Annotated in this window: 14 protein-coding genes; 9 read left to right on the top strand and 5 right to left on the bottom strand. The window is 73.9% G+C overall.

Annotated features, from left to right (window positions below; all coding sequences use genetic code 11):
* Window positions 1-4 precede the first annotated feature (4 nt).
* From G011_RS0123040 to G011_RS0123030, 3 genes are all read left to right on the top strand, one after another.
* The gene (locus tag G011_RS0123040; RefSeq protein ID WP_026338571.1) at window positions 5-952 is read left to right on the top strand and encodes a DMT family transporter; all 948 of its coding nucleotides are present in this window, start codon (window positions 5-7) and stop codon (window positions 950-952) included.
* A gap of 169 nt (window positions 953-1,121) precedes the next feature.
* Window positions 1,122-1,316, top strand: coding sequence for a hypothetical protein (locus tag G011_RS0123035; RefSeq protein ID WP_019610535.1), 195 nt, complete (start codon window positions 1,122-1,124; stop codon window positions 1,314-1,316).
* A 210-nt stretch (window positions 1,317-1,526) separates the two neighbouring features.
* Window positions 1,527-2,639: a heme A synthase gene (locus G011_RS0123030; protein WP_019610534.1), complete on the top strand. Its 1,113-nt coding sequence runs from the start codon at window positions 1,527-1,529 to the stop codon at window positions 2,637-2,639.
* Here G011_RS0123030 and G011_RS0123025 read toward each other — a convergent pair.
* Together G011_RS0123025 and G011_RS0123020 are read right to left on the bottom strand one after the other, a co-directional pair.
* Entirely contained in the window at window positions 2,575-3,861 is a 1,287-nt protein-coding gene (locus G011_RS0123025; protein ID WP_019610533.1) for a PrsW family intramembrane metalloprotease, read from the bottom strand. The genes G011_RS0123030 and G011_RS0123025 overlap by 65 nt on opposite strands.
* 146 nt (window positions 3,862-4,007) lie before the next feature.
* A complete protein-coding gene (locus G011_RS0123020; protein ID WP_013153990.1) occupies window positions 4,008-4,973 on the bottom strand; it encodes a heme o synthase in 966 nt (321 codons plus the stop codon).
* Window positions 4,974-5,653: 680 nt separating this feature from the next.
* Between G011_RS0123020 and tkt the strand changes: the two genes are divergently transcribed.
* The 5 genes from tkt to pgl all read left to right on the top strand — a co-directional run bounded on the left by tkt (window position 5,654) and on the right by pgl (window position 12,340).
* Window positions 5,654-7,747, top strand: coding sequence for a transketolase (tkt, locus tag G011_RS0123015; RefSeq protein WP_019610532.1), 2,094 nt, complete (start codon window positions 5,654-5,656; stop codon window positions 7,745-7,747).
* Between the two features lie 98 nt (window positions 7,748-7,845).
* Window positions 7,846-8,952 (top strand): transaldolase, encoded by a 1,107-nt coding sequence (tal, locus tag G011_RS0123010; RefSeq protein ID WP_013153992.1) that lies wholly within the window; start codon window positions 7,846-7,848, stop codon window positions 8,950-8,952.
* Between the two features lie 136 nt (window positions 8,953-9,088).
* A complete protein-coding gene (gene zwf, locus G011_RS0123005; RefSeq protein ID WP_013153993.1) occupies window positions 9,089-10,642 on the top strand; it encodes a glucose-6-phosphate dehydrogenase in 1,554 nt (517 codons plus the stop codon).
* A 28-nt stretch (window positions 10,643-10,670) separates the two neighbouring features.
* Entirely contained in the window at window positions 10,671-11,597 is a 927-nt protein-coding gene (locus tag G011_RS0123000) for a glucose-6-phosphate dehydrogenase assembly protein OpcA (protein WP_019610531.1), read from the top strand.
* Window positions 11,594-12,340: a 6-phosphogluconolactonase gene (gene pgl / locus G011_RS0122995; protein ID WP_013153995.1), complete on the top strand. Its 747-nt coding sequence runs from the start codon at window positions 11,594-11,596 to the stop codon at window positions 12,338-12,340. Before G011_RS0123000 ends, pgl begins: the two co-directional genes overlap by 4 nt.
* A gap of 221 nt (window positions 12,341-12,561) precedes the next feature.
* On the opposite strand, the gene G011_RS0122990 is transcribed toward pgl, so the two are convergent.
* The 3 genes from G011_RS0122990 to G011_RS0122980 all read right to left on the bottom strand — a co-directional run bounded on the left by G011_RS0122990 (window position 12,562) and on the right by G011_RS0122980 (window position 17,175).
* Window positions 12,562-14,196: an alpha/beta hydrolase gene (locus tag G011_RS0122990; protein ID WP_019610530.1), complete on the bottom strand. Its 1,635-nt coding sequence runs from the start codon at window positions 14,194-14,196 to the stop codon at window positions 12,562-12,564.
* Window positions 14,197-14,372: 176 nt separating this feature from the next.
* The gene (locus G011_RS0122985; RefSeq protein WP_026338569.1) at window positions 14,373-16,619 is read right to left on the bottom strand and encodes a CRISPR-associated protein; all 2,247 of its coding nucleotides are present in this window, start codon (window positions 16,617-16,619) and stop codon (window positions 14,373-14,375) included.
* A gap of 181 nt (window positions 16,620-16,800) precedes the next feature.
* Window positions 16,801-17,175, bottom strand: coding sequence for a hypothetical protein (locus G011_RS0122980; RefSeq protein ID WP_019610529.1), 375 nt, complete (start codon window positions 17,173-17,175; stop codon window positions 16,801-16,803).
* A 357-nt stretch (window positions 17,176-17,532) separates the two neighbouring features.
* Between G011_RS0122980 and G011_RS0122975 the strand changes: the two genes are divergently transcribed.
* Entirely contained in the window at window positions 17,533-18,681 is a 1,149-nt protein-coding gene (locus tag G011_RS0122975) for a hypothetical protein (protein WP_019610528.1), read from the top strand.
* The last annotated feature ends 6 nt before the right edge of the window (window positions 18,682-18,687 follow it).

Raw genomic sequence — 18,687 nt, 5'->3', positions numbered from 1 at the left:
TCCCATGAGCACTCCGTCCCGGCCCCAGGCAGCGTTCTCCCCGCTCCGAGCGGTGGAGGCGGTGCCCCCGGTCTGGCTGGTGATGGTCGGCATCGTCTCGGTGCAGACCGGCGCCGGGGTGGCCAAGAACCTCTTCGACGTGCTGCCCCCGGCCGCGGTCGTGTGGCTGCGGCTGCTGACCTCGGCGGTGCTCCTGGTCCTGGTGGCGCGACCGGTGCTCAGGGCGCGCTCGCGCGGCGACTGGCTGGTGGTGGTCGGCTACGGCGTCGCGCTGGCGATGATGAACTTCCTCATCTACCAGGCCTTCGCGCGCATCCCGCTGGGGATCGCGGTCACCATCGAGTACCTGGGGCCGCTGGCCATCGCCATCCTGGGGTCGCGTCGCCGGATCGACCTGGTGTGGGCGGGCCTGGCCGGGCTGGGCGTGGTCGCGCTGGGGCTGGAGTCGGGCTCGATGGACCCGCTGGGCATCCTGTTCGCCGTGCTGGCGGCGGTGGCCTGGGCGGGCTACATCCTGCTCAGCGCGTCGACGGGCCAGCGGTTCAGCGGCACGTCCGGCCTGGCGATCGCCAGCGTGGTCGGCGTGGTCGTCATGGCGCCGGTCGGGGTGTACGAGGGGGGCGCGGCCCTGCTGGACTGGCGTCTGCTGCTGTTCGGCCTGGTGGTCGGCGTGCTGTCCTCGGTGGTGCCCTACACGCTGGAGCTGACCGCGCTGCGCCGGATGCCGCCGCGCGTGTTCGGGGTGCTGATGAGCCTCCAGCCCGCAGCCGCGGCGCTGGTGGGCCTGGTGGTGCTGGGTGAGCTCCTGACCGTGTGGCAGTGGTTCGCGGTGGCCTGCGTGATCGTGGCCAGCGCGGGTTCCACCCGCACCTCGGCCCGCGACCGCGGGGACGGCCCCGAGTCCGACGACGCGTCCGCCCGGTCGCCCCGGCAGGGTCCAGAGGAGCGGTAGGCGGGCGGGGTCCGCGACCGCCGTGTCCGCGAGGCGCCCGTTGGGGCGGCCCGTCCGGGAAGATGCGGACAGGAGTTTCGCTACTGAGTGTTTCCGAATGGACACGAATGGTTATCTGTCCTGGTGGGTCGGCCAAACGGCACGATCACACGCAGTCGAAGGGAAAGCCATGCGCACCACCGCCAAGATGATGATGACCGCCCTGTTCACCGCCGGCCTGCTCGGTATGGGGTTCGGGACCGCCTCCGCGGGCGAGAACGACACCGACGTCTACCAGGCGTGCGTGCAGGAGCAGGGCTTTCTCGGTCTGATCAACCTGGACCTGGACCTGCTCAACCAGTGCATCTCCAACCACGCCGGCTAGGACCGCGCCGACCGGCCATCGGAGGCGGGCCCTCCCGAACCGACGAGCCCCGGGATCGGGCCGATCGGGAAAACGGGTCCTGCCGCCACGGAGGGGGCGTCCACGCGTGGGCGCCCCCTCCCCCTGTGCCGAACGGCGGTGTCGGCCCAGGTGGGAGACTGCGCGGGGGGTGGACACCGGTTCCCGCGACGATGTACTACAGTCTGTCGTATGTCTGATTCCCCGGCCTCCGCGGTGCTGGCCGCGAACTCGGTCCCCCCGCTCGCGGCGGAGGACATCTCCCTTCTCGGATTCCCCCTGTGGGGCTGGCAGATCGCCGTCGCGACCGCCGGAGTGCTCGCTCTGGTGCTGCTCGCGCGCACGATCTGGACACCCACGCAGCGGTCTCTGCGGGCCTGGGCGCTCGGCAACATCGTCGTCAACGCCGGAATCGCCGTCACCGGCGCCACCGTGCGCGTCACCTCCTCGGGCCTGGGCTGCTCGGAGTGGCCCAAGTGCACGCCGGAGAGCTTCGTGCCCATCGACACAGGGCACGCCGCGCTCAACGCGGCCATCGAGTTCGGCAACCGGACGCTCACCTTCGTCGTGCTGGCGGTCGCCGTCATCACCTTCGTCGCGGTCATGCGGATGAGCCCGCGCCGCCCCGACCTGGTCCGGCTGGCCGTCATCGTGCCGTTCGGCGTCCTGGGCCAGGGCGTGGTCGGCGGCATCACCGTGTGGACCGACCTGCACCCCGCCTCGGTGGCCGCGCACTTCCTGCTGTCCATGGTGATGGTCTTCATCACGGTCGCCCTGTACGTGCGCTGCCAGGAGCCCGAGGGCAAGCCCCAGGTGTCCGCGGGGCCCATGCTGCACGCCCTGAGCGTCGGACTGGTCGTGGTCGGCTTCGTCCTGCTGGTCGCCGGGACCGTCGTCACCGGCACCGGCCCGCACGGCGGCGACGCCGCGGCCCCCCGCTGGGGGTTCGACCTGGCGGCGGTCACCCGCCTGCACTCCGCGCTGGCCTGGCTCACCACGGCCGGGGCCGTGCTGGCCACGGTCATCGCCTTCCGCGGCGGCGCCCGGCGGCCGGTCCGCGTGAGCAGCGTGTTCCTGCTGGTCACCGTCGTCCTCCAGGGCGTCGTGGGCTACACCCAGTACGCCCTGGAACTGCCCGAGGCCCTGGTGGTCCTGCACGTCCTGGGCTCGGCCCTGACCTGGGTCGCGATCTCCCGTCTGTACTTCTCCACCACGCGCCTGGTGCCGCCGGGTCAGGAGCTCAGCGAGGACCCTGCTGACCGTGACGGGGAACGTAGTCCTGTTGTGCCCGCGCCTGGGCGATGACGTGGGCGAAGTCGGCCCGGCGCAGGAAGCCGGAGTCGGTGGGGTTCTCCGCCCAGCCCGGGGCGACCGGCTGGGGCGTCCGCCCCAGGAAGGCGTCCCGGGCCACGTGCATCAGCGCCAGGAACGAGTCCCGGTGCACCTTCCAGTCGGGCGCGGGCAGCCCGGCGTCCAGCCTGCGGTGCAGCAGCGCGAGCTCGGTGGCGGCGAGCTGGTACTCGCGCATCGCCTCGCGGCCCCTGCGGCCGGCGTTGCGCGCCGCCCACTCCCTGGCCCGGCGGCGCCCCTGCAGTGAGCTGAGCATGGCGATGTCGGACGGGGTGACCAGGCCGGTGGAGACGTAGGGCGGCAGGTACCGGGCGATAGCGCCGATCTGCCGGTGGCGGTCGCGGGTGGCCAGCGCCAAGACCGCCATGAGCACGCCGAAGAGCACCATGTAGGCGACGGCCAGGCCGGACCAGCCGAAGTAGGTGGACCCGTTCCACATGCCGTGCAGCAGCACCGCCGCAGCCCACCCGGCGACGGGGGCCAGCAGGCGCAGGGCCCCGGAGCGCATGGCGGCGTAGGCCACGCCGATGCCGATCATCGCGGTGTAGACCGGGTGCCCGAACGGGGCGATCAGCCCCCGGATGGCGAAGGTGGCCACCAGGGTCCCGTCGAAGAACGCGCTGAGGAAGTACAGGATGTTCTCGGTGAAGGCGAAGCCGGTGGCGACCATCCCCGCGTAGATCACCCCGTCGGTGAAGGTGTCCAGCTCGTGGCGGCGCCGCCAGAGCAGGATGAGCAGCACCACGCCCTTGGCGCTCTCCTCCACCAGCGGCGCCACCGCCGCCGTGCCCAGGAAGTCGCCCAGGTCGCGGCCGAACAGCGGGACCGTGACGTGGGCCAGGCCCCAGCTGTTGAGCAGCAGGGATACCACCACGGCCACGCCCGCGCCCCAGGCGAAGGCGAAGAACAGCACCCATCCGGGCTCGGGCTCGATCCGGTCGAGCATGAGGATGAGCGGCACGAGGATGCACACGGGGATGACCGCGGCGACGAGGCTGACGGCGAAGCCGAGCCCTCCGTCGATCCCGGCGGCCGCTCCCCCGGCCAGGGCGAGCAGCCACAGGTAGACCAGCATCCCGATCATGCAGACCACGCTGACGGTGGTGCCCAGGATGAGGGTCATCGAGTAGCGCGAGCGTCGGCCCTGGAGGATGGCCTTGCTGTCGAGACGGGGCATGGGCACCGATCGTAGCGGGAACCGGGCCGACCACGGCTTTCGCCCCCGGCCGACCGCCGGGAGGGCCGCGCGGGCCCCGACCGGTGACGGCGCGGGCGCCCGTGGGCGGCCCCCGGACGGGACGCCGCCCGCGGGCGCGGGCGGCCTCAGCCCAGGAGACCCGCGATCAGGGGGTCGACGGTGACCGCCACGAACAGCAGCGCCAGGTAGGCGTTGGACAGGTGGAAGAAGCCCATCGTCTTGAGCTGCGCGCCGGTCACGCCCGCGCGGGAGCGGTTGAGCAGGCGGTGCGCCTGGACGACCAGCAGCGCGCCCAGGGCGACGGCGACCGCGCCGTAGAACCAGGTGGTGCCCGCCACCGGCCAGAACAGCACCGACACGATCGCGGTGGCCCAGCTGTAGAGCACGCACTCCAGCAGCACCCGGCGGTCGGTGGCGACCACGGGCAGCATCGGCACCTTGGCCTGCGCGTAGTCCTCCTTGTAGCGCATGGCCAGCGTCCAGGTGTGCGGCGGCGTCCAGAAGAACACCACCAGGAACAGGACGAACGGGGCCCAGTCCAGGCTGTTGGTCACCGCGGCCCAGCCGATGAGCACCGGCATGCACCCGGCGATACCGCCCCACACCACGTTCTGCGCGGTGCGCCGCTTGAGCAGCAGCGTGTACACGAAGATGTAGAACAGGATCGCGAAGACCGACAGCACGGCCGAGAGCACGTTCACCAGCAGGGCGAACCCGACGGTGGAGCCGACGGCCAGCACCAGGCCGTAGACGAGGGCTCCGCGCGGGGTGACCAGGTCCATCGCGCCGGGGCGCTGGCGGGTGCGACGCATCTCACGGTCGATGTCGCGGTCGATGTAGCAGTTCATCGCGTTCGCGCTCGCCGCCGACATGGTGCCGAACACCAGGGTGGCGACCGCGGTCCACAGCGGCGGCACGCCCCCGGCCGCGACGAACATCACCGGGATGGTGGTGATGAGCAGCAGCTCGATGACGCGCGGCTTGGAAAGGGCGACGTAGGCGCGGACGTGGGCGCCCAGCGAGGCCCTGCGGGGGGCCTGGGGCTGGTCGCCGTGCGGGTTCGTCCGCGGGGCGCGGTTGGTGAGGGCCATCAGTACCCGGTCCTCACGGCCGGACGGTTCTCTCGCGTCCCCCCGGGGGCCACCGGCTCGGTTTCAGACACGCGGATACCTCGACAACTCTAGGGGTTTCGACACTGCTCGCCACGCGGGGGCCGGCGGACCGACAAAGCGTCTGGATCGGCGGAAACCCCGTCAACGACATACTGTAGTACTTCCTCGCGCGCGCCTGAGACCAGCCCCCTCACAAGGAAAACCGCTGGTCCTCGGGCCCGGGTGCGTACGGTGGTCCGCCGGGTGTACTGAAGGGTCGCACACGCCCCGACGCGCTTCCAGCCCGCCACGCACCGCCCGCGGCCCCCGCCCCGGCGGCGCGGCCGCCGGTGGCCGCGCCGCCGACGGCCGCCGGGGAGGCGCTCCCCACACCCCTACCGACCGGTAATGAGAGGTGTCGGGCAACGACATCCCGGGTAGCGGACGATAGGCTCGATCGTGGCCGAATCCGTCGTGGTCTCCAGCCCGCGGCGGCCGTCGCCCGGGGACGCCGCGTCCGCGCCCTGAACAGCCGCGGGTGCGCGTTCCCGCAGTGCTCGGCCCCGCCCGCACGGCGGGCCGCCCGGGTCCCGGCGGCGGTTCGAGAACGAACGCAACCGACACACCCCGCGCTCCGGCCCACGGGCGCGGGGGGTGCCCGAGAAGGAGAACGAAAGTCCGTGAACGCCCACACCCCGCAAACCCTGGAGTGGTCGGACCTCGACCTCCGCGCCGTCAACACGGTCCGGGCCCTGGCGATGGACGCGGTCGAGAAGTCGGGTAACGGACACCCCGGCACCGCGATGAGCCTGGCGCCAGCCGCCTACCTGCTCTTCCAGAAGATCATGCGCCACGACCCCTCGGACCCCGAGTGGACGGGCCGGGACCGCTTCGTGCTGTCGATCGGCCACTCCAGCCTCACCCTGTACATCCAGCTCTACCTCGCCGGGTACGGGCTCGAACTGGACGACCTCAAGAACCTGCGCCAGTGGGGCAGCCGCACGCCCGGCCACCCCGAGTTCAGCCACACGCCGGGGGTGGAGACCACCACCGGCCCGCTGGGCCAGGGCGTGGGCAACGCGGTCGGCATGGCCATGGCCGCCCGCCGCGAGCGCGGCCTGTTCAACCCCGAGGCCGGCCCGGGCGCCAGCCCCTTCGACCACCACATCTACGCGTTCTGCTCCGACGGCGACGTCCAGGAGGGCGTGAGCCACGAGGCCAGCGCCCTGGCCGGGACCCAGCAGCTGGGCAACCTCATCATGATCTGGGACGACAACCGGATCTCCATCGAGGACGACACCCGCATCGCGCACTCCGAGGACGTGGCCGAGCGCTACCGCGCCTACGGCTGGCACGTGGAGGAGGTCGACTGGAGCGCCACCGGCGAGTACGTCGAGGACGTCGAGGCCCTGTTCCAGGCGATCGTGCGCGGCAAGGCCGAGACCCAGCGCCCGACCTTCATCCGCCTGCGCACCGTCATCGGCTGGCCCGCGCCCAACAAGCAGAACACCGGCGCCATCCACGGCGCGGCCATCGGCGCCGACGAGATCTCCGCCACCAAGGCGATCCTCGGCCTGCCCGACGAGCCCTTCGCCGTCGAGGACGCGGTGATCGAGCACACCCGCCGCGCCGTGGACCGGGGCCGCGAGGCCCGCGCCGCCTGGGAGGTGGAGTTCAGGGCCTGGCACGAGAGCGCCGGGGAGCACGCCGAACTGTTCGACCGCCTGGTCGAGAAGCGGCTGCCCGAGGGCTGGGAGAAGGCCCTGCCGACCTTCGAGGCCAGCGAGAAGGGGATGGCCACCCGCAAGGCCAGCGGCGAGGTGCTCTCGGCCCTGGCGCCGCTGCTGCCCGAGCTGTGGGGCGGCTCGGCCGACCTGGCCGGGTCCAACAACACCACGCCCAAGGGCGAGCCGTCCTTCCTGCCCTTCGACCGCGCCAGCGAGATGTTCCCGGGCAGCCCCTACGGGCGCGTCCTGCACTTCGGCGTGCGCGAGCACGGCATGGGCTCCATCCTCAACGGCATGGCCCTGCACGGCCCGACCCGGCCCTACGGCGGCACCTTCCTCGTCTTCAGCGACTACATGCGCCCCGCGGTCCGGCTGGCCGCGATCATGCAGCTGCCGGTCACCTACGTGTGGACGCACGACTCCATCGGCCTGGGCGAGGACGGCCCCACCCACCAGCCGGTCGAGCACCTGTGGGCGCTGCGCGCCATCTACGGCCTGGACGTGATCCGCCCCGCCGACGCCAACGAGACCGCCGTGGTGTGGCGCGAGGTCATCGAGCGGGGCGACCGCCCGTCCGCGCTGGCGCTGACCCGCCAGAACCTGCCCGTCCTGGACCGCGAGGAGTACGCCTCGGCCGAGGGCGCGGTCAAGGGCGGCTACGTGCTGGCCGAGGCCGACGGGGACGCCCCCGAGGTGATCATCATGGCCACCGGCAGCGAGGTGCAGATCGCCCTGGACGCCCGCAAGGCGCTCCAGGAGGCGGGCACGCCCACCCGCGTGGTGTCCATGACGTGCGTGGAGTGGTTCGAGCGCCAGAGCGAGGAGTACCGCGAGCAGGTGCTGCCCTCCTCCGTGCGCGCCCGCGTGTCGGTGGAGGCCGGGATCGCCCTGGGCTGGCGCGAGTACGTCGGCGACGCCGGCGAGTCGGTGAGCCTGGAGCACTACGGCGCCTCCGCCCCGTACCAGGTCCTGTACGAGAAGTTCGGCTTCACGACCGAGGCGGTCGTCGAGGCGGCCCGCAAGAGCATCGCCAGGGCCGGCAGCTGACCCCGGCGGGCCCCGCCGGAGGATCCCGGCGGGGCCCGTCCTCCTTTGACGTGTGTGACCGGGGGCGGCGCTCCGCCCCCAGGAAGGCGGAAGAACCCATGAGCAACGCACTCCGCGACCTCTCCCAGGCGGGCGTGTCCGTCTGGATCGACGACATCAGCCGTGAGCGGCTGCGCTCCGGCAACCTGGCCGAGCTGATGTCGACCCGCCACGTGGTCGGCGTCACCTCCAACCCCACCATCTTCGACAAGGCGCTCGCCGAGGGCGACGCCTACGACCAGCAGGTCCACGAGCTGGCCGTGCGGGGCGTGACGGTGGAGGAGGCGGTGCGCATGATCACCACCTACGACATCCGCTGGGCCGCGGACACCCTGCGCCCGGTCTACGACTCCACCGACCGCGTGGACGGGCGCGTCTCCCTGGAGGTGGACCCGCGCCTGGCCAACGACACCGAGCGCACGGCCGCCGAGGCCAAGGCGCTGTGGTGGATGGTGGACCGGCCCAACCTGATGGTCAAGATCCCGGCCACGGCCGCGGGCCTGCCCGCGATCACACGGGTGCTGGGCGAGGGCATCAGCGTCAACGTCACGCTGATCTTCTCCCTGGAGCGCTACCGCCAGGTGATGGACGCCTTCCTGGAGGGGATGGAGCTGGCCCGCGCCAACGGCCACGACCTGTCCCGCATCCAGTCGGTGGCCTCGTTCTTCGTCAGCCGCGTGGACACCGAGGTGGACAAGCGCCTGAAGGAGATCGGCACCGACGAGGCGCTGTCCCTGCTGGGCCGCGCCGCCCTGGCCAACGCCCGCCTGGCCTACGAGGCCCACCAGGAGGTCTTCGCCTCCCCCGAGTGGAAGGCCCTGGAGGAGCACGGCGCCACGCCGCAGCGGCCGCTGTGGGCCTCCACCGGCGTGAAGGACCCCTCCTACGAGGACACCCTCTACGTCGCGCAGCTGGTGGCGCGCGACACCGTCAACACGATGCCGGAGGCCACGCTGGAGGCCACCGCCGACCACGGCGAGATCACCGGCAACACCGTGCTGGGCACCTACGAGCAGGCCCGCGCCGACTTCGCCGCGCTGGAGAACGCCGGGATCAACCTGACCGACGTGTTCGCCGTGCTGGAGGACGAGGGCGTGGACAAGTTCGTCAAGTCCTGGGAGAGCCTGCTGAGCGCGCTCTCGGCCAAGCTCGACAAGCTGTCCTGAACCGCGCGGCCGCCCCGGCGACGGGACGGCCGCGCCCTTTCCGCCCGTCCCCACCCGCCTGCCCCCGGCGGGGGCGGCGCCCAGCGTCCCACCGGCCACTCTCGACAGGAAAGACGGGAACGTGAAAGAACCGGTGATGCCGGGAGCGGTACCCAACCCGCTCCGCAACGCCCTGGACCGCAGACTGCCCCGTATCGCCGGACCCAGCGTGCTGGTGCTCTTCGGCGTCACGGGCGACCTGGCCCGCAAGAAGCTCCTGCCGGCCATCTACGACCTGGCCAACCGGGGGCTGCTGCCGCCGGGCTTCGGCCTGGTGGGGTTCGCCCGCCGGGACTGGGAGGACCAGGACTTCGCCGACGAGGCCTACCAGGCGGTGCGCGAGCACGCGCGCACCCCGTTCCGCGAGGACGTGTGGCGCCAGCTCAGCGAGGGCGTCCGGTTCGTCCAGGGCGAGCTGCACGACGACGACGCGTTCGACCGCCTGGCCGAGTGCGTGCGCACCCTGGACACCGAGCGCGGCACCGGCGGCAACTACGCGTTCTACCTGTCGCTGCCGCCCAAGCTGTTCCCCACCGTGGTCAAGCAGCTCAAGCGGAGCGGCCTGGCCGAACCCGAGGAGGACCAGGTCTCGGAGGGCGGGATCCGGCCGTGGCGGCGGGTGGTGATCGAGAAGCCCTTCGGCCACGACCTGGAGAGCGCCCGGGACCTCAACGCGGTGGTGGACGACGTGTTCCCGCCCTCGTCGGTGTTCCGCATCGACCACTACCTGGGCAAGGAGACGGTCCAGAACATCCTGGCCCTGCGCTTCGCCAACACCCTCTTCGAGCCCCTGTGGAACCGCAGCTACGTGGACCACGTGCAGATCACCATGGCCGAGGACATCGGCGTGGGCGGCCGGGCGGGCTACTACGACGGGATCGGCGCGGCCCGCGACGTCATCCAGAACCACCTCCTCCAGCTGCTGGCCCTGGTGGCGATGGAGGAGCCCATCTCCTACAGCGCGGACGCGCTGCGCGCGGAGAAGGAGAAGGTGCTGGCGTCGGTGTCGCTGCCCGAGGACCTGTCCACGGGCACCGCGCGCGGCCAGTACGCGGCGGGCTGGCAGGGCGGCGCGGCGGTGCGCGGCTACCTGGAGGAGGAGGGCATCCCCTCCGACTCGGTGACCGAGACCTACGCGGCGCTGAAGCTGTCGGTGGACACCCGGCGCTGGTCGGGCGTGCCCTTCTACCTGCGCACCGGCAAGCGGCTGGGCCGCAGGGTGACGGAGGTGGCGCTGGTGTTCCAGGCCGCCCCGCAGCAGCTGTTCCCGCGCACCGACGTCAGCGAGGTGGGGCAGAACGCCCTGGTGCTGCGCATCCAGCCGGACGAGGGCGTGACGCTGCGCTTCGGCTCCAAGGTGCCCGGGGCCAGCATGGAGGTCCGCGACGTGAGCATGGACTTCGCCTACGGGCAGTCCTTCACCGAGGCCAGCCCCGAGGCCTACGAGCGGCTCATCCTGGACGTGCTCATCGGCGACCCGCCGCTGTTCCCGCGCCAGGAGGAGGTCGAGCTGTCCTGGCGGATCCTGGACCCGGTCGAGGAGTACTGGTCGAAGGCGGGCCAGCCCGAGCAGTACGGCTCGGGCACCTGGGGCCCGGAGTCGGCCGAGCAGCTGCTCTCCAGGGACGGACGCCAGTGGCGGCGCCCGTGAACAGCCACGACCCCGCCGGGAGGAACCGATGACGCTCTACCTGCCGCGCACCACGACCTCGCAGATCGCCGAGGCGCTCATGGCCGAGCGGCTCAGCGTGGGCGGCGGTGCCATGAACATGGTCCTGACCCTGGTCATCGTCACCGACGAGGCCGACCACTACGACGCGGTGCGCGCCGCGACCGAGGCGGGCCGCGAACACCCCTCGCGCGTGGTGGCGCTGGTGCGGCGCGACCCCGACGCCGAACCGGCCATCGACGCCGAGATCCGCCGCCCGGGCACCTCGGGGCCCGGCGAGGCGGTGCTGCTGCGGCTGTACGGGCCGCTGGGCGAGCACGCGGACTCGGTGGTCACCCCGCTGCTGGTGCCCGAGGCGCCGGTGGTGGTGTGGTGGCCGGGCGTGGGCCCGGCCAACCCGGCCGCCGATCCGATCGGACGCCTGGCCCAGCGCCGGATCACCGACGCGCTGCGCGCACCGGACCCGGTGAGCGACCTGCTGGAGCGGGTGTCCCACTACAGCCCGGGCGACACCGACCTGACCTGGACCCGGCTGACGCCGTGGCGCTCGCTGCTGGCCAGCGCCATGGACCAGCCCTGCGGGTGGGTGACCTCGGCCAGTGTGACGGCCGAGTCGCACTACCCGAGCGCCGAGCTGCTGGCCGCGTGGCTGTCGGACCGGCTGGACGTGCCGGTGGCACGCGAGACCTCGCACGGCCCCGGCCTGACCGAGGTCCGCCTGACCACCGACCAGGGAGACATCACGATCTCCCGGGTGGACGGCCGGGTGGCCACGCTGTCGCGGTTCGGCCAGCCCGACCAGACGGTGGCCCTGTCGCGGCGCGCCGCCTCCGGGGCCCTGGCCGAGGAGCTGCGCCGTCTGGACCCCGACGAGATCTACGAGAGCGCGGCCCGGCACCTGGAGCCGCTGCTGTCCGGAAGCGGAGCACGAGGATGAGCGAACCGGAGATCGTCCGCCACTCCGACGCGGGGGCGCTGGCCGACAGCGTCGCGTTGAAGCTGGTGAACATGATCGTCCAGGCCGAGGCGGACAAGCGCGACTTCCACCTGGTGCTGACCGGGGGCGGGATCGGCATCCGCACCCTGGAGGCGGTGCGCGACCACGCCCTGGAGGCCGGGATCGGCTGGTCGCACGTGCACCTGTGGTGGGGTGACGAGCGCTTCCTGCCGGACAAGGACCCCGAGCGCAACGAGACCCAGGCGTGCGCGGCGCTGATCGACGCGGTTCCGGTGCCCGCGCACAACGTACACCCGATGCCCGCCTCCGACGGGCTGGACGGCGACCACGTCGAGCACGCCGCCACCCGCTACGGCCGGGAGCTGGCGGTGGCCGCGCGGGCCCGGGGACCGGTGCCCGTGTTCGACGTGTGCCTGCTGGGCGTGGGCCCGGACGCGCACGTGGCCTCGCTCTTCCCGGGTCTGCCGGGGGTGCGCGAGGACGAGGCGTCGGTGGCCGCGGTGCACGACTCGCCCAAGCCCCCGCCGCGGCGGATCACCCTGACGCTGCCGTCGATCCGGACGGCCCGCGAGGTGTGGGTGCTGGCCTCGGGCGAGGGCAAGGCCGAGGCCGTGCGGCTGGGCCTGGCCGGGGGCAGCGTGGACGAGGCCCCCGTGGCCGGTGCGCGCGGCGCGGAGCGGACCGTGTTCTGGGTGGACGAGGCGGCGGCCTCGAAGCTGTAGTCCGTCTCGACGCCGACGACCGCCCCGACCGGATCCGGTCGGGGCGGTCGTGCGTGCGGTGCCCCTCCTCCGCCGGGCGGCGTCCCTCCGGGATGTCCGCGCGGGAGGAGGGCGGTGCGGTTCCGGGCGGGGCGTGGGCGGCTCGGTGGGTTCTCGCCGCCCGCGCTGGCCGGTGTCGGCGTGCGGGCGCGGACGGCGGGTCTCACGCGGGTCCGGGCGCCTCAGTCGAGTGTGCCGGGGCAGGTGAGCCCGGGCTCGGGGACCCGGCCGGTGAGCAGGTAGGCGTCCACCGCCTCGTCCACGCACGGGCTGCGGCCCGTGCCGTAGACGGTGTGCCCCGCCCCCTCGTAGGTGACCAGGGTGGCGGTCTCCATACGTTCGGCCAGCTCCTCGGCCCAGGCGTAGGGGGTGGCGGGGTCGCCGACGGCGCCCACGACCACGATCGGGGGCGCGTCCGGCGCGGTCGCCGCGGGGGCCTCCCCCGTCTCGGGCCAGTACGCGCAGGGCAGGTGGTCCCACACCGGGTCGGGGCCGAACAGCGGGGCGAGGTCGGCCGCCTCGTCGGCGGCGTCGCGGTAGGCCTCCACGGTCACCGGGTCGGCGCGGTCCGCGCAGTTCACGGCGGTGAACACCGCGCCCGGGTCCTGGTGCTCCGTTCCCGGTACGGCCTCGTCGGAGCCGGCCCGCGCGTACGCGCCGAAGGTGCGGTCGTGGAGCCGCCCGAGGTGGAGCGCGGTCCCCTCTGCGTCGTCCCCGGCGAGGGCGGTGAACAGGTCGGCGAGCAGGTCCCAGCCGTCCTCGCGGTACAGCTCCATGACCACCATGGCCGTCAGTGCGCGCCCGTCCACCGGGATCCCCTCGGCCTCGGCGGGGACGCGGTCGAGGCCGCGCAGGAGCGCGGCCGCCCGGACGTCGGCCTCGCTGAGGGTTCCGGAGCCGCCGGAGCCGGGGGCGCGGTCCGCTCCGGCGAACGGGCAGGCCGCGTCGCGGGCGCAGTGGGCCACGAACGCGTTCCAGGTGCCCTGGAGGGCGGAGGCCTGCTCGACGGCGGCCCGCGCGTTGGAGGTGCCGGGCGCCGCGGCGCCGTCCAGGACCGCCGCCCGGACGCGGTCGGGGTACAGGTGGGCGTAGAGGGCGCCCAGGTGGGCGCCGTAGGAGTGGCCGACGAAGTTCAGCCGTTCCTCGCCCAGGGCGTCGCGGACGATGTCGAGGTCATGGGCGACGTGGACGGTGCCGAGGCGGGTCAGGAACTCCTCCCCCACGGTCTGCGCGCAGGCCCCGGCGTACCTGCGGGCGGCGTCCTCCAGGGGTTGGAGTTCGACGGCGTCCAGGTCGCCGGGGTCGGTACCGGCCACGCCCTGGCGCGCCTCGACCAGGGCGTACCGGTCCCCGCAGGCGAAGCCGCCGCTGTCCCCGACGCCGCGCGGGTCGAAGGAGACGAGGTCGAAGGCGGCGCGGACGTCGTCGCCGAACAGGGGCGTGTCCAGTGCCCGGACCCCGGAGGCGCCGGGACCGCCCGGGTTGACGACCAGGGAGCCCAGGCGCTCCTGCGGCGGGCCGCTGGCGGGCGCGCGGACCAGGGCGATGTCGAGGGTCCTGCCGCCGGGCTCGTCGTGGTCCAGGGGGACCGTGACCGTGCCGCACTCCAGGTTCTCCAGCCACTCCGGGTCGGATCCGCGGTCGGCGGGGCCGGTGGCGCGCGTGGTGGGTGTGGCTCGCCGCTCGGAGGGTTCGGTGTCGTGGTCGGAGGGTCCGGTGGTCCGCCCGTTCTCGTGGCAGGGCCGCCAGGCCACGTCCTGGCCGGGGAAGGGGTCGTCGGCGGGAGGAGAGCAGGCGGCGGCCAGCACCACCGCCATGAGCCCACCGAGCCCGGGGGCACCTACCCCGCACCGCACCGCCGACTCCGTTCCCGCGTCCCGGCCCGCCTGCCCTCCCATCCTGCCCGGCGAGGGTGCCCACAACCTCCGGGACGGGTCCGCCGACGTGCAAAAAGACGGTCAGGCCGAGCGCCCGGGGCGGCGTCGGCGGCGGGTCAGAGCAGACTGACGTCGGTGTCGAGCAGCGCGGGCAGGGCGTCGGGGGAGGCGATGGCCACGAGGGGGCGCAGGGGATCGCCGAACGCGATCCGCCCGGGCCCGCCCCGCGGTGACGGGTCGGCGTGGGCGATCCAGTCCACGAGTTCGACCGCGCGGCTGACGTCGCCTCCCGGCCGGGTCAGGGCGACCACCGTTCCCGCCACGTCGCAGCGGGTGCCGAGGTGGGCGGTGGCGGCGAACACGCTCTGCGCCCACGCGCCCCGGCCCACCTCGCGCGCCTCCCCGCCGGGGTCGCGGCGCCGCCGCCAGCCGGGCGCGGTCAGGCCCACCGCGCGGTCGTCGAAGGTGAGCACCAGGCTGGGCCGCTCCTGGGCGGTCAGGCACTCCTCGGGGTCGGTGAGGGAGGTGTCCATCCACACCCGGACCGGACCGCTGGCCGCGCGCACGAGGGCGGCGCGGGCGGCGTCGAGCAGGACGGTGTCCACCTGGGTGCGTGCCGCGCGGCAGGCGTTGCCGGTCAGGGAGCCGTCCCCGTCCCCCGCTCCGGTGCCGGGCAGCGGCGTGTACCCGGGCAGGACCAGGTGCCAGTCGACGCTGGCGCGGCCCCGCAGGGGCAGTTCGCCGTGGGTCAGGCAGACCACGGTCCGCCTGCGCGCCAGCTGGTAGGTGGCGCAGGCGCCCGTGCGGCGGGCGGCCAGGGCCAGTCCCAGGCTCATCGCCTTGGTGCCGGTCGTGATGTCGGCGACGACCGGGGGCGGCGGTTCGGCCCCCTGTTCGCGGACGATCCAGCCCTGGGCGACGGCGGCGACCGCGTCGGCGTCGGAGCCGTCCACGGGGTCGGGGGTGAAGCGGACCCGGTCGCGGTACCCGGTCTCCCTGAGCAGGGCGGCGTCGGCGGAGGGGGCTCCGGGGTGCTCGACGGCGTACAGGGTCCGGGCCGCGGACTCGCGCATCCGGTCGCGCACGCTCTGCCTGGAGGACAGGACCAGGGTGCGGGCGGGCCGGTGGGCGTGCACCGCGGTGAGGGTGCCCAGGCGGCTGCCGCCCAGGGAGGTGACCAGGACGGGTCCGTCCTTCGGTCCGGGGTGGCACCCGGGCGGCGGGGGCCCGGGGGCCTCCGGCGGCGCGGGGCGGGGACCGGGGCCCGGGGCTCCGTCCGGACCGGATCCGGGTCCCGGCGTCGGGCCGGGCGCGCGGACCGGACTCGGGGATCCGTTCGTGGCGGAGGAGGCCAGGACCGGGAAGAACGCGCCGCGGATGTCCTCGAACGACGTCAGCCGGGACAGCAGGTCCTCCAGGCTCCACACGTGCACGCTGCGGGCGGCCAGGGCGGGGTTGTAGGCGGTGACGCGTTCGCGCAGCCCCGGGACCGCGGGCCCGGAGTGGACGAACAGCACCTGGACCGCGGTGCCGAAGACCCGGCGGGCCTTGGCCACCGTCCACCCGGCCCGGGCGACGACGTCCTCGGGGCGGGTCTTGGCCTCCACGCACAGCACGCGGTGGCGGTGGCGCAGGACGGCGTCGAAGTCGGCGACCGAACCCCCGGGGTGGCGGGGGTCGGCGACCTGGCGTGCCCCGACGACCTCGGTGTCGGACCGGCGGCGCGTGTGGCGCAGCAGGTGGGACAGGACGCGGCCCTCGGCGACGACGCCGCGCCGCACGGCCGGGGCCAGGTCGGGAAAGCGCGCCTGGAGGGCCTGGCGTCCGCCCTGGACGAAGAGGCGCACGGGTTCGGGGTCGCGGTCCTCCAGCCAGTGGGCGCCGTGGATTCCGGCGAGGGTGCGCAGGTCGACGCCGTCGCTGACCAGGGGGCGCCCCGGATGGGAGCCGTCGGCGGTGCGCAGCCGGTCGTGGACCGCGTCCAGGTAGTGGCGCCAGCGGCGGGAGCCGGGGTGCCGGTCCGGTGGGAGGACCCGCTCGTGCAGCAGGGCCGCGGCCACGCTCATCACCTTGGTGCCGCCGGTGTAGTCCAGGTACCAGGGTTCGCCGCCGTTGGCGCGGTGCAGGGCGGCCAGGGTGTCGGTGACCGGGCCGAAGTCGTGCGGGTCGGGCCCCACGCTCACCACGCTCACCGACTCGGGGGAGGTCAGGCGCTCCACGGCGGCGGCGACGCGCCGTGCCAGCGGTCGGGTCCCGTCGCTGGCGACCAGGGCCAGGTGGTCGGCGCGCAGGGTGAGCGAGGACAGCAGCGCGGGGGTGGGGTTCTGTCCGACGAGCACGACGGCGGCACGGGGGCTGTCCACGGCGTCCTGTTTTCCGGGAGGGGGCGTCGGAGGACCACGCTATGCGGTGGGACCCCGTTTCTCCAGTACGGGCGTCCGGTCCGGATGCCGTCCCCCGGCCGGCCCGGCCGCCGGGGCCCTGCGCCCCGCCCCCGTTCCGGGCGGAACGGGGGCGGGGCGCGGCGAGCGCGGGCGTCCATCGCTAGGGGACCGCCTCCGCGTCCCGGGGGCGGAGGCCGAGCCGCACCAGGGCGCCGCTGACGACGAAGGACCGGCAGGCGGTGACCACACCGCTGCCGTCGCGCACGAGGTCGGAGGGGACCAGCAGGTCACGGCGTTCGGGGTGGGCGGAGACGACCACGGAGGAGACGATGAACCACACGCCCTCCTGCGGTTCGGGTAGGTCGGCCCGAGTGCGCTCCTCGGCCACCAGCGGGACCCCGGCGACCTCCAGGCCCACGGGGACGCGGACGGCCTCCACCCGGGCCGGTCGGGTGGATCCGGGCCAGCGCCGGATGACGCGCGACCTCTCGTCCACGACTGTCACCACATGCGGAGTCAGGTTGACCACCAGCATCCGGCGACCTCCGTTCCTCTCGCTTCCCCGTCGGCCGGGCTGACCGCCGGGTCCGGCGGCGGCGCGCCCTCACCGCAGTCTCTCGGACACAGGGCACGTCCCCGGAGAACGCGCCGGACCGGAAAATCCGTAGCCACTGAGGCCATTGTTGCTGATATCCATTTTGCACTTGTTTATAGAAATTCATCCTGCTTGGTACAGGGGTCCGACAATTGACATTTCCCCCTCGGCGGGCCTAATTTGATAGGTGACCTCCCGTTGGCGCGGGGGTGTCACCTGAGGTCTCGCGTTCTCTCACGCGCTTTCCCGGAGGGCTGGGGAAGCGTCCCGGCCCCGGACCACCGGGGAGAAGAGTTCGTGAGCACGCACCACTGCTCCGCCTGGGAGCTGTTCGGCTCCGCCGCCTTCCTGCGCGCCTTCACGCGCGTTCTTGGGTGCGGGCCGTGCTCCGCGGACGGAACCGCGCAGGGCTGCTCGGGTCACTCCGAACAGTTCGGCGACTATGTCGACCTGTGCGCCGAGCACTGCCCGTGCCCGGTGCACGGAGGCGACCCCGAGGGCGTCATCGCCGTGCGCATGAGCCGCGCCGTGCCCGACGGCACCGCCGTCGACCGCACCGCCGCGCACCGGCTGCGCGACGCCCTGGACGACGTGCGCCGGGACCGCTCCTACAAGAACCTGCGCCGGGTCTACCCGCAGGCCTCCTCCGACGGCCGGGTGCGCTGCGCGTTCTCCGAGCGCCCGCGGCGCTGGGCGCAGCGCCGCGACGTGTCCCGGGTCGCCGCGGACGTGGTCGACCAGGAGGCGCTGGCGATGCTGGTGCTCACCGCGGGCTGGGGCAACCCCGCCGCCGACCTGCCCGAGGACGTGCACCCGGGCGAGGCGGTCTCCTTCACCGAGGACGGCAGCGCCGTGCCCGTCGCCGACCTGCGCGGACGCGCCCTGACCGCGGTCGGGGAACCGCCCATGGTCTCCACCGCCACCGGCGACTACCTGCTGCGCAAGCTGGCCGAACTGGCCTCCGGGCGCGACGCGGACGCGGGCCGCACCCCCGACCAGCGGCGCCGCCTGCTGCTGCGCGGCCTGCTGCCCGGCATGAGCGGCGAGGACGTCGCCCGCAGGCTCACCGGCGTGCTGGGCCGGATGGCGGTGGACATGCCCGTCCACTTCCGGCTGGTGCAGCAGGCGCGGGGGCGGGCGCGCAGCGCGCCCTACTCCCCCGTCCCCGACGCCCCCGAACCCGAGGAGGAGTCCCCGCGGCGGCGCGAGGTGCTGGACGCGTCGGAGCGCGCCTGGCTGGAGCGCACCGCCCGGGAGCTGACGGAGCGGGCCCAGGAGGCACGGGGGGACTTCGAGGCCGACCCCCAGGGCGCGCTCGACGCCCTGCTGTGCGCGCTGCTGGAGCGGGAGCCCGCCCCGGCGCTGTGGAGGGGAGCCCAGGAGGACCCCGACCTGCGCGCGGACCTGCTGGAGGCGCTGGCCGAGGCCGTCGACGGACGCCCGTGAGGGGAC

Source organism: Nocardiopsis sp. CNS-639 (assembly GCF_000381685.1).
Taxonomy (GTDB): Bacteria; Actinomycetota; Actinomycetes; order Streptosporangiales; family Streptosporangiaceae; genus Nocardiopsis; species Nocardiopsis dassonvillei.
This window is presented reverse-complemented; position numbering and strand designations above follow the sequence as displayed.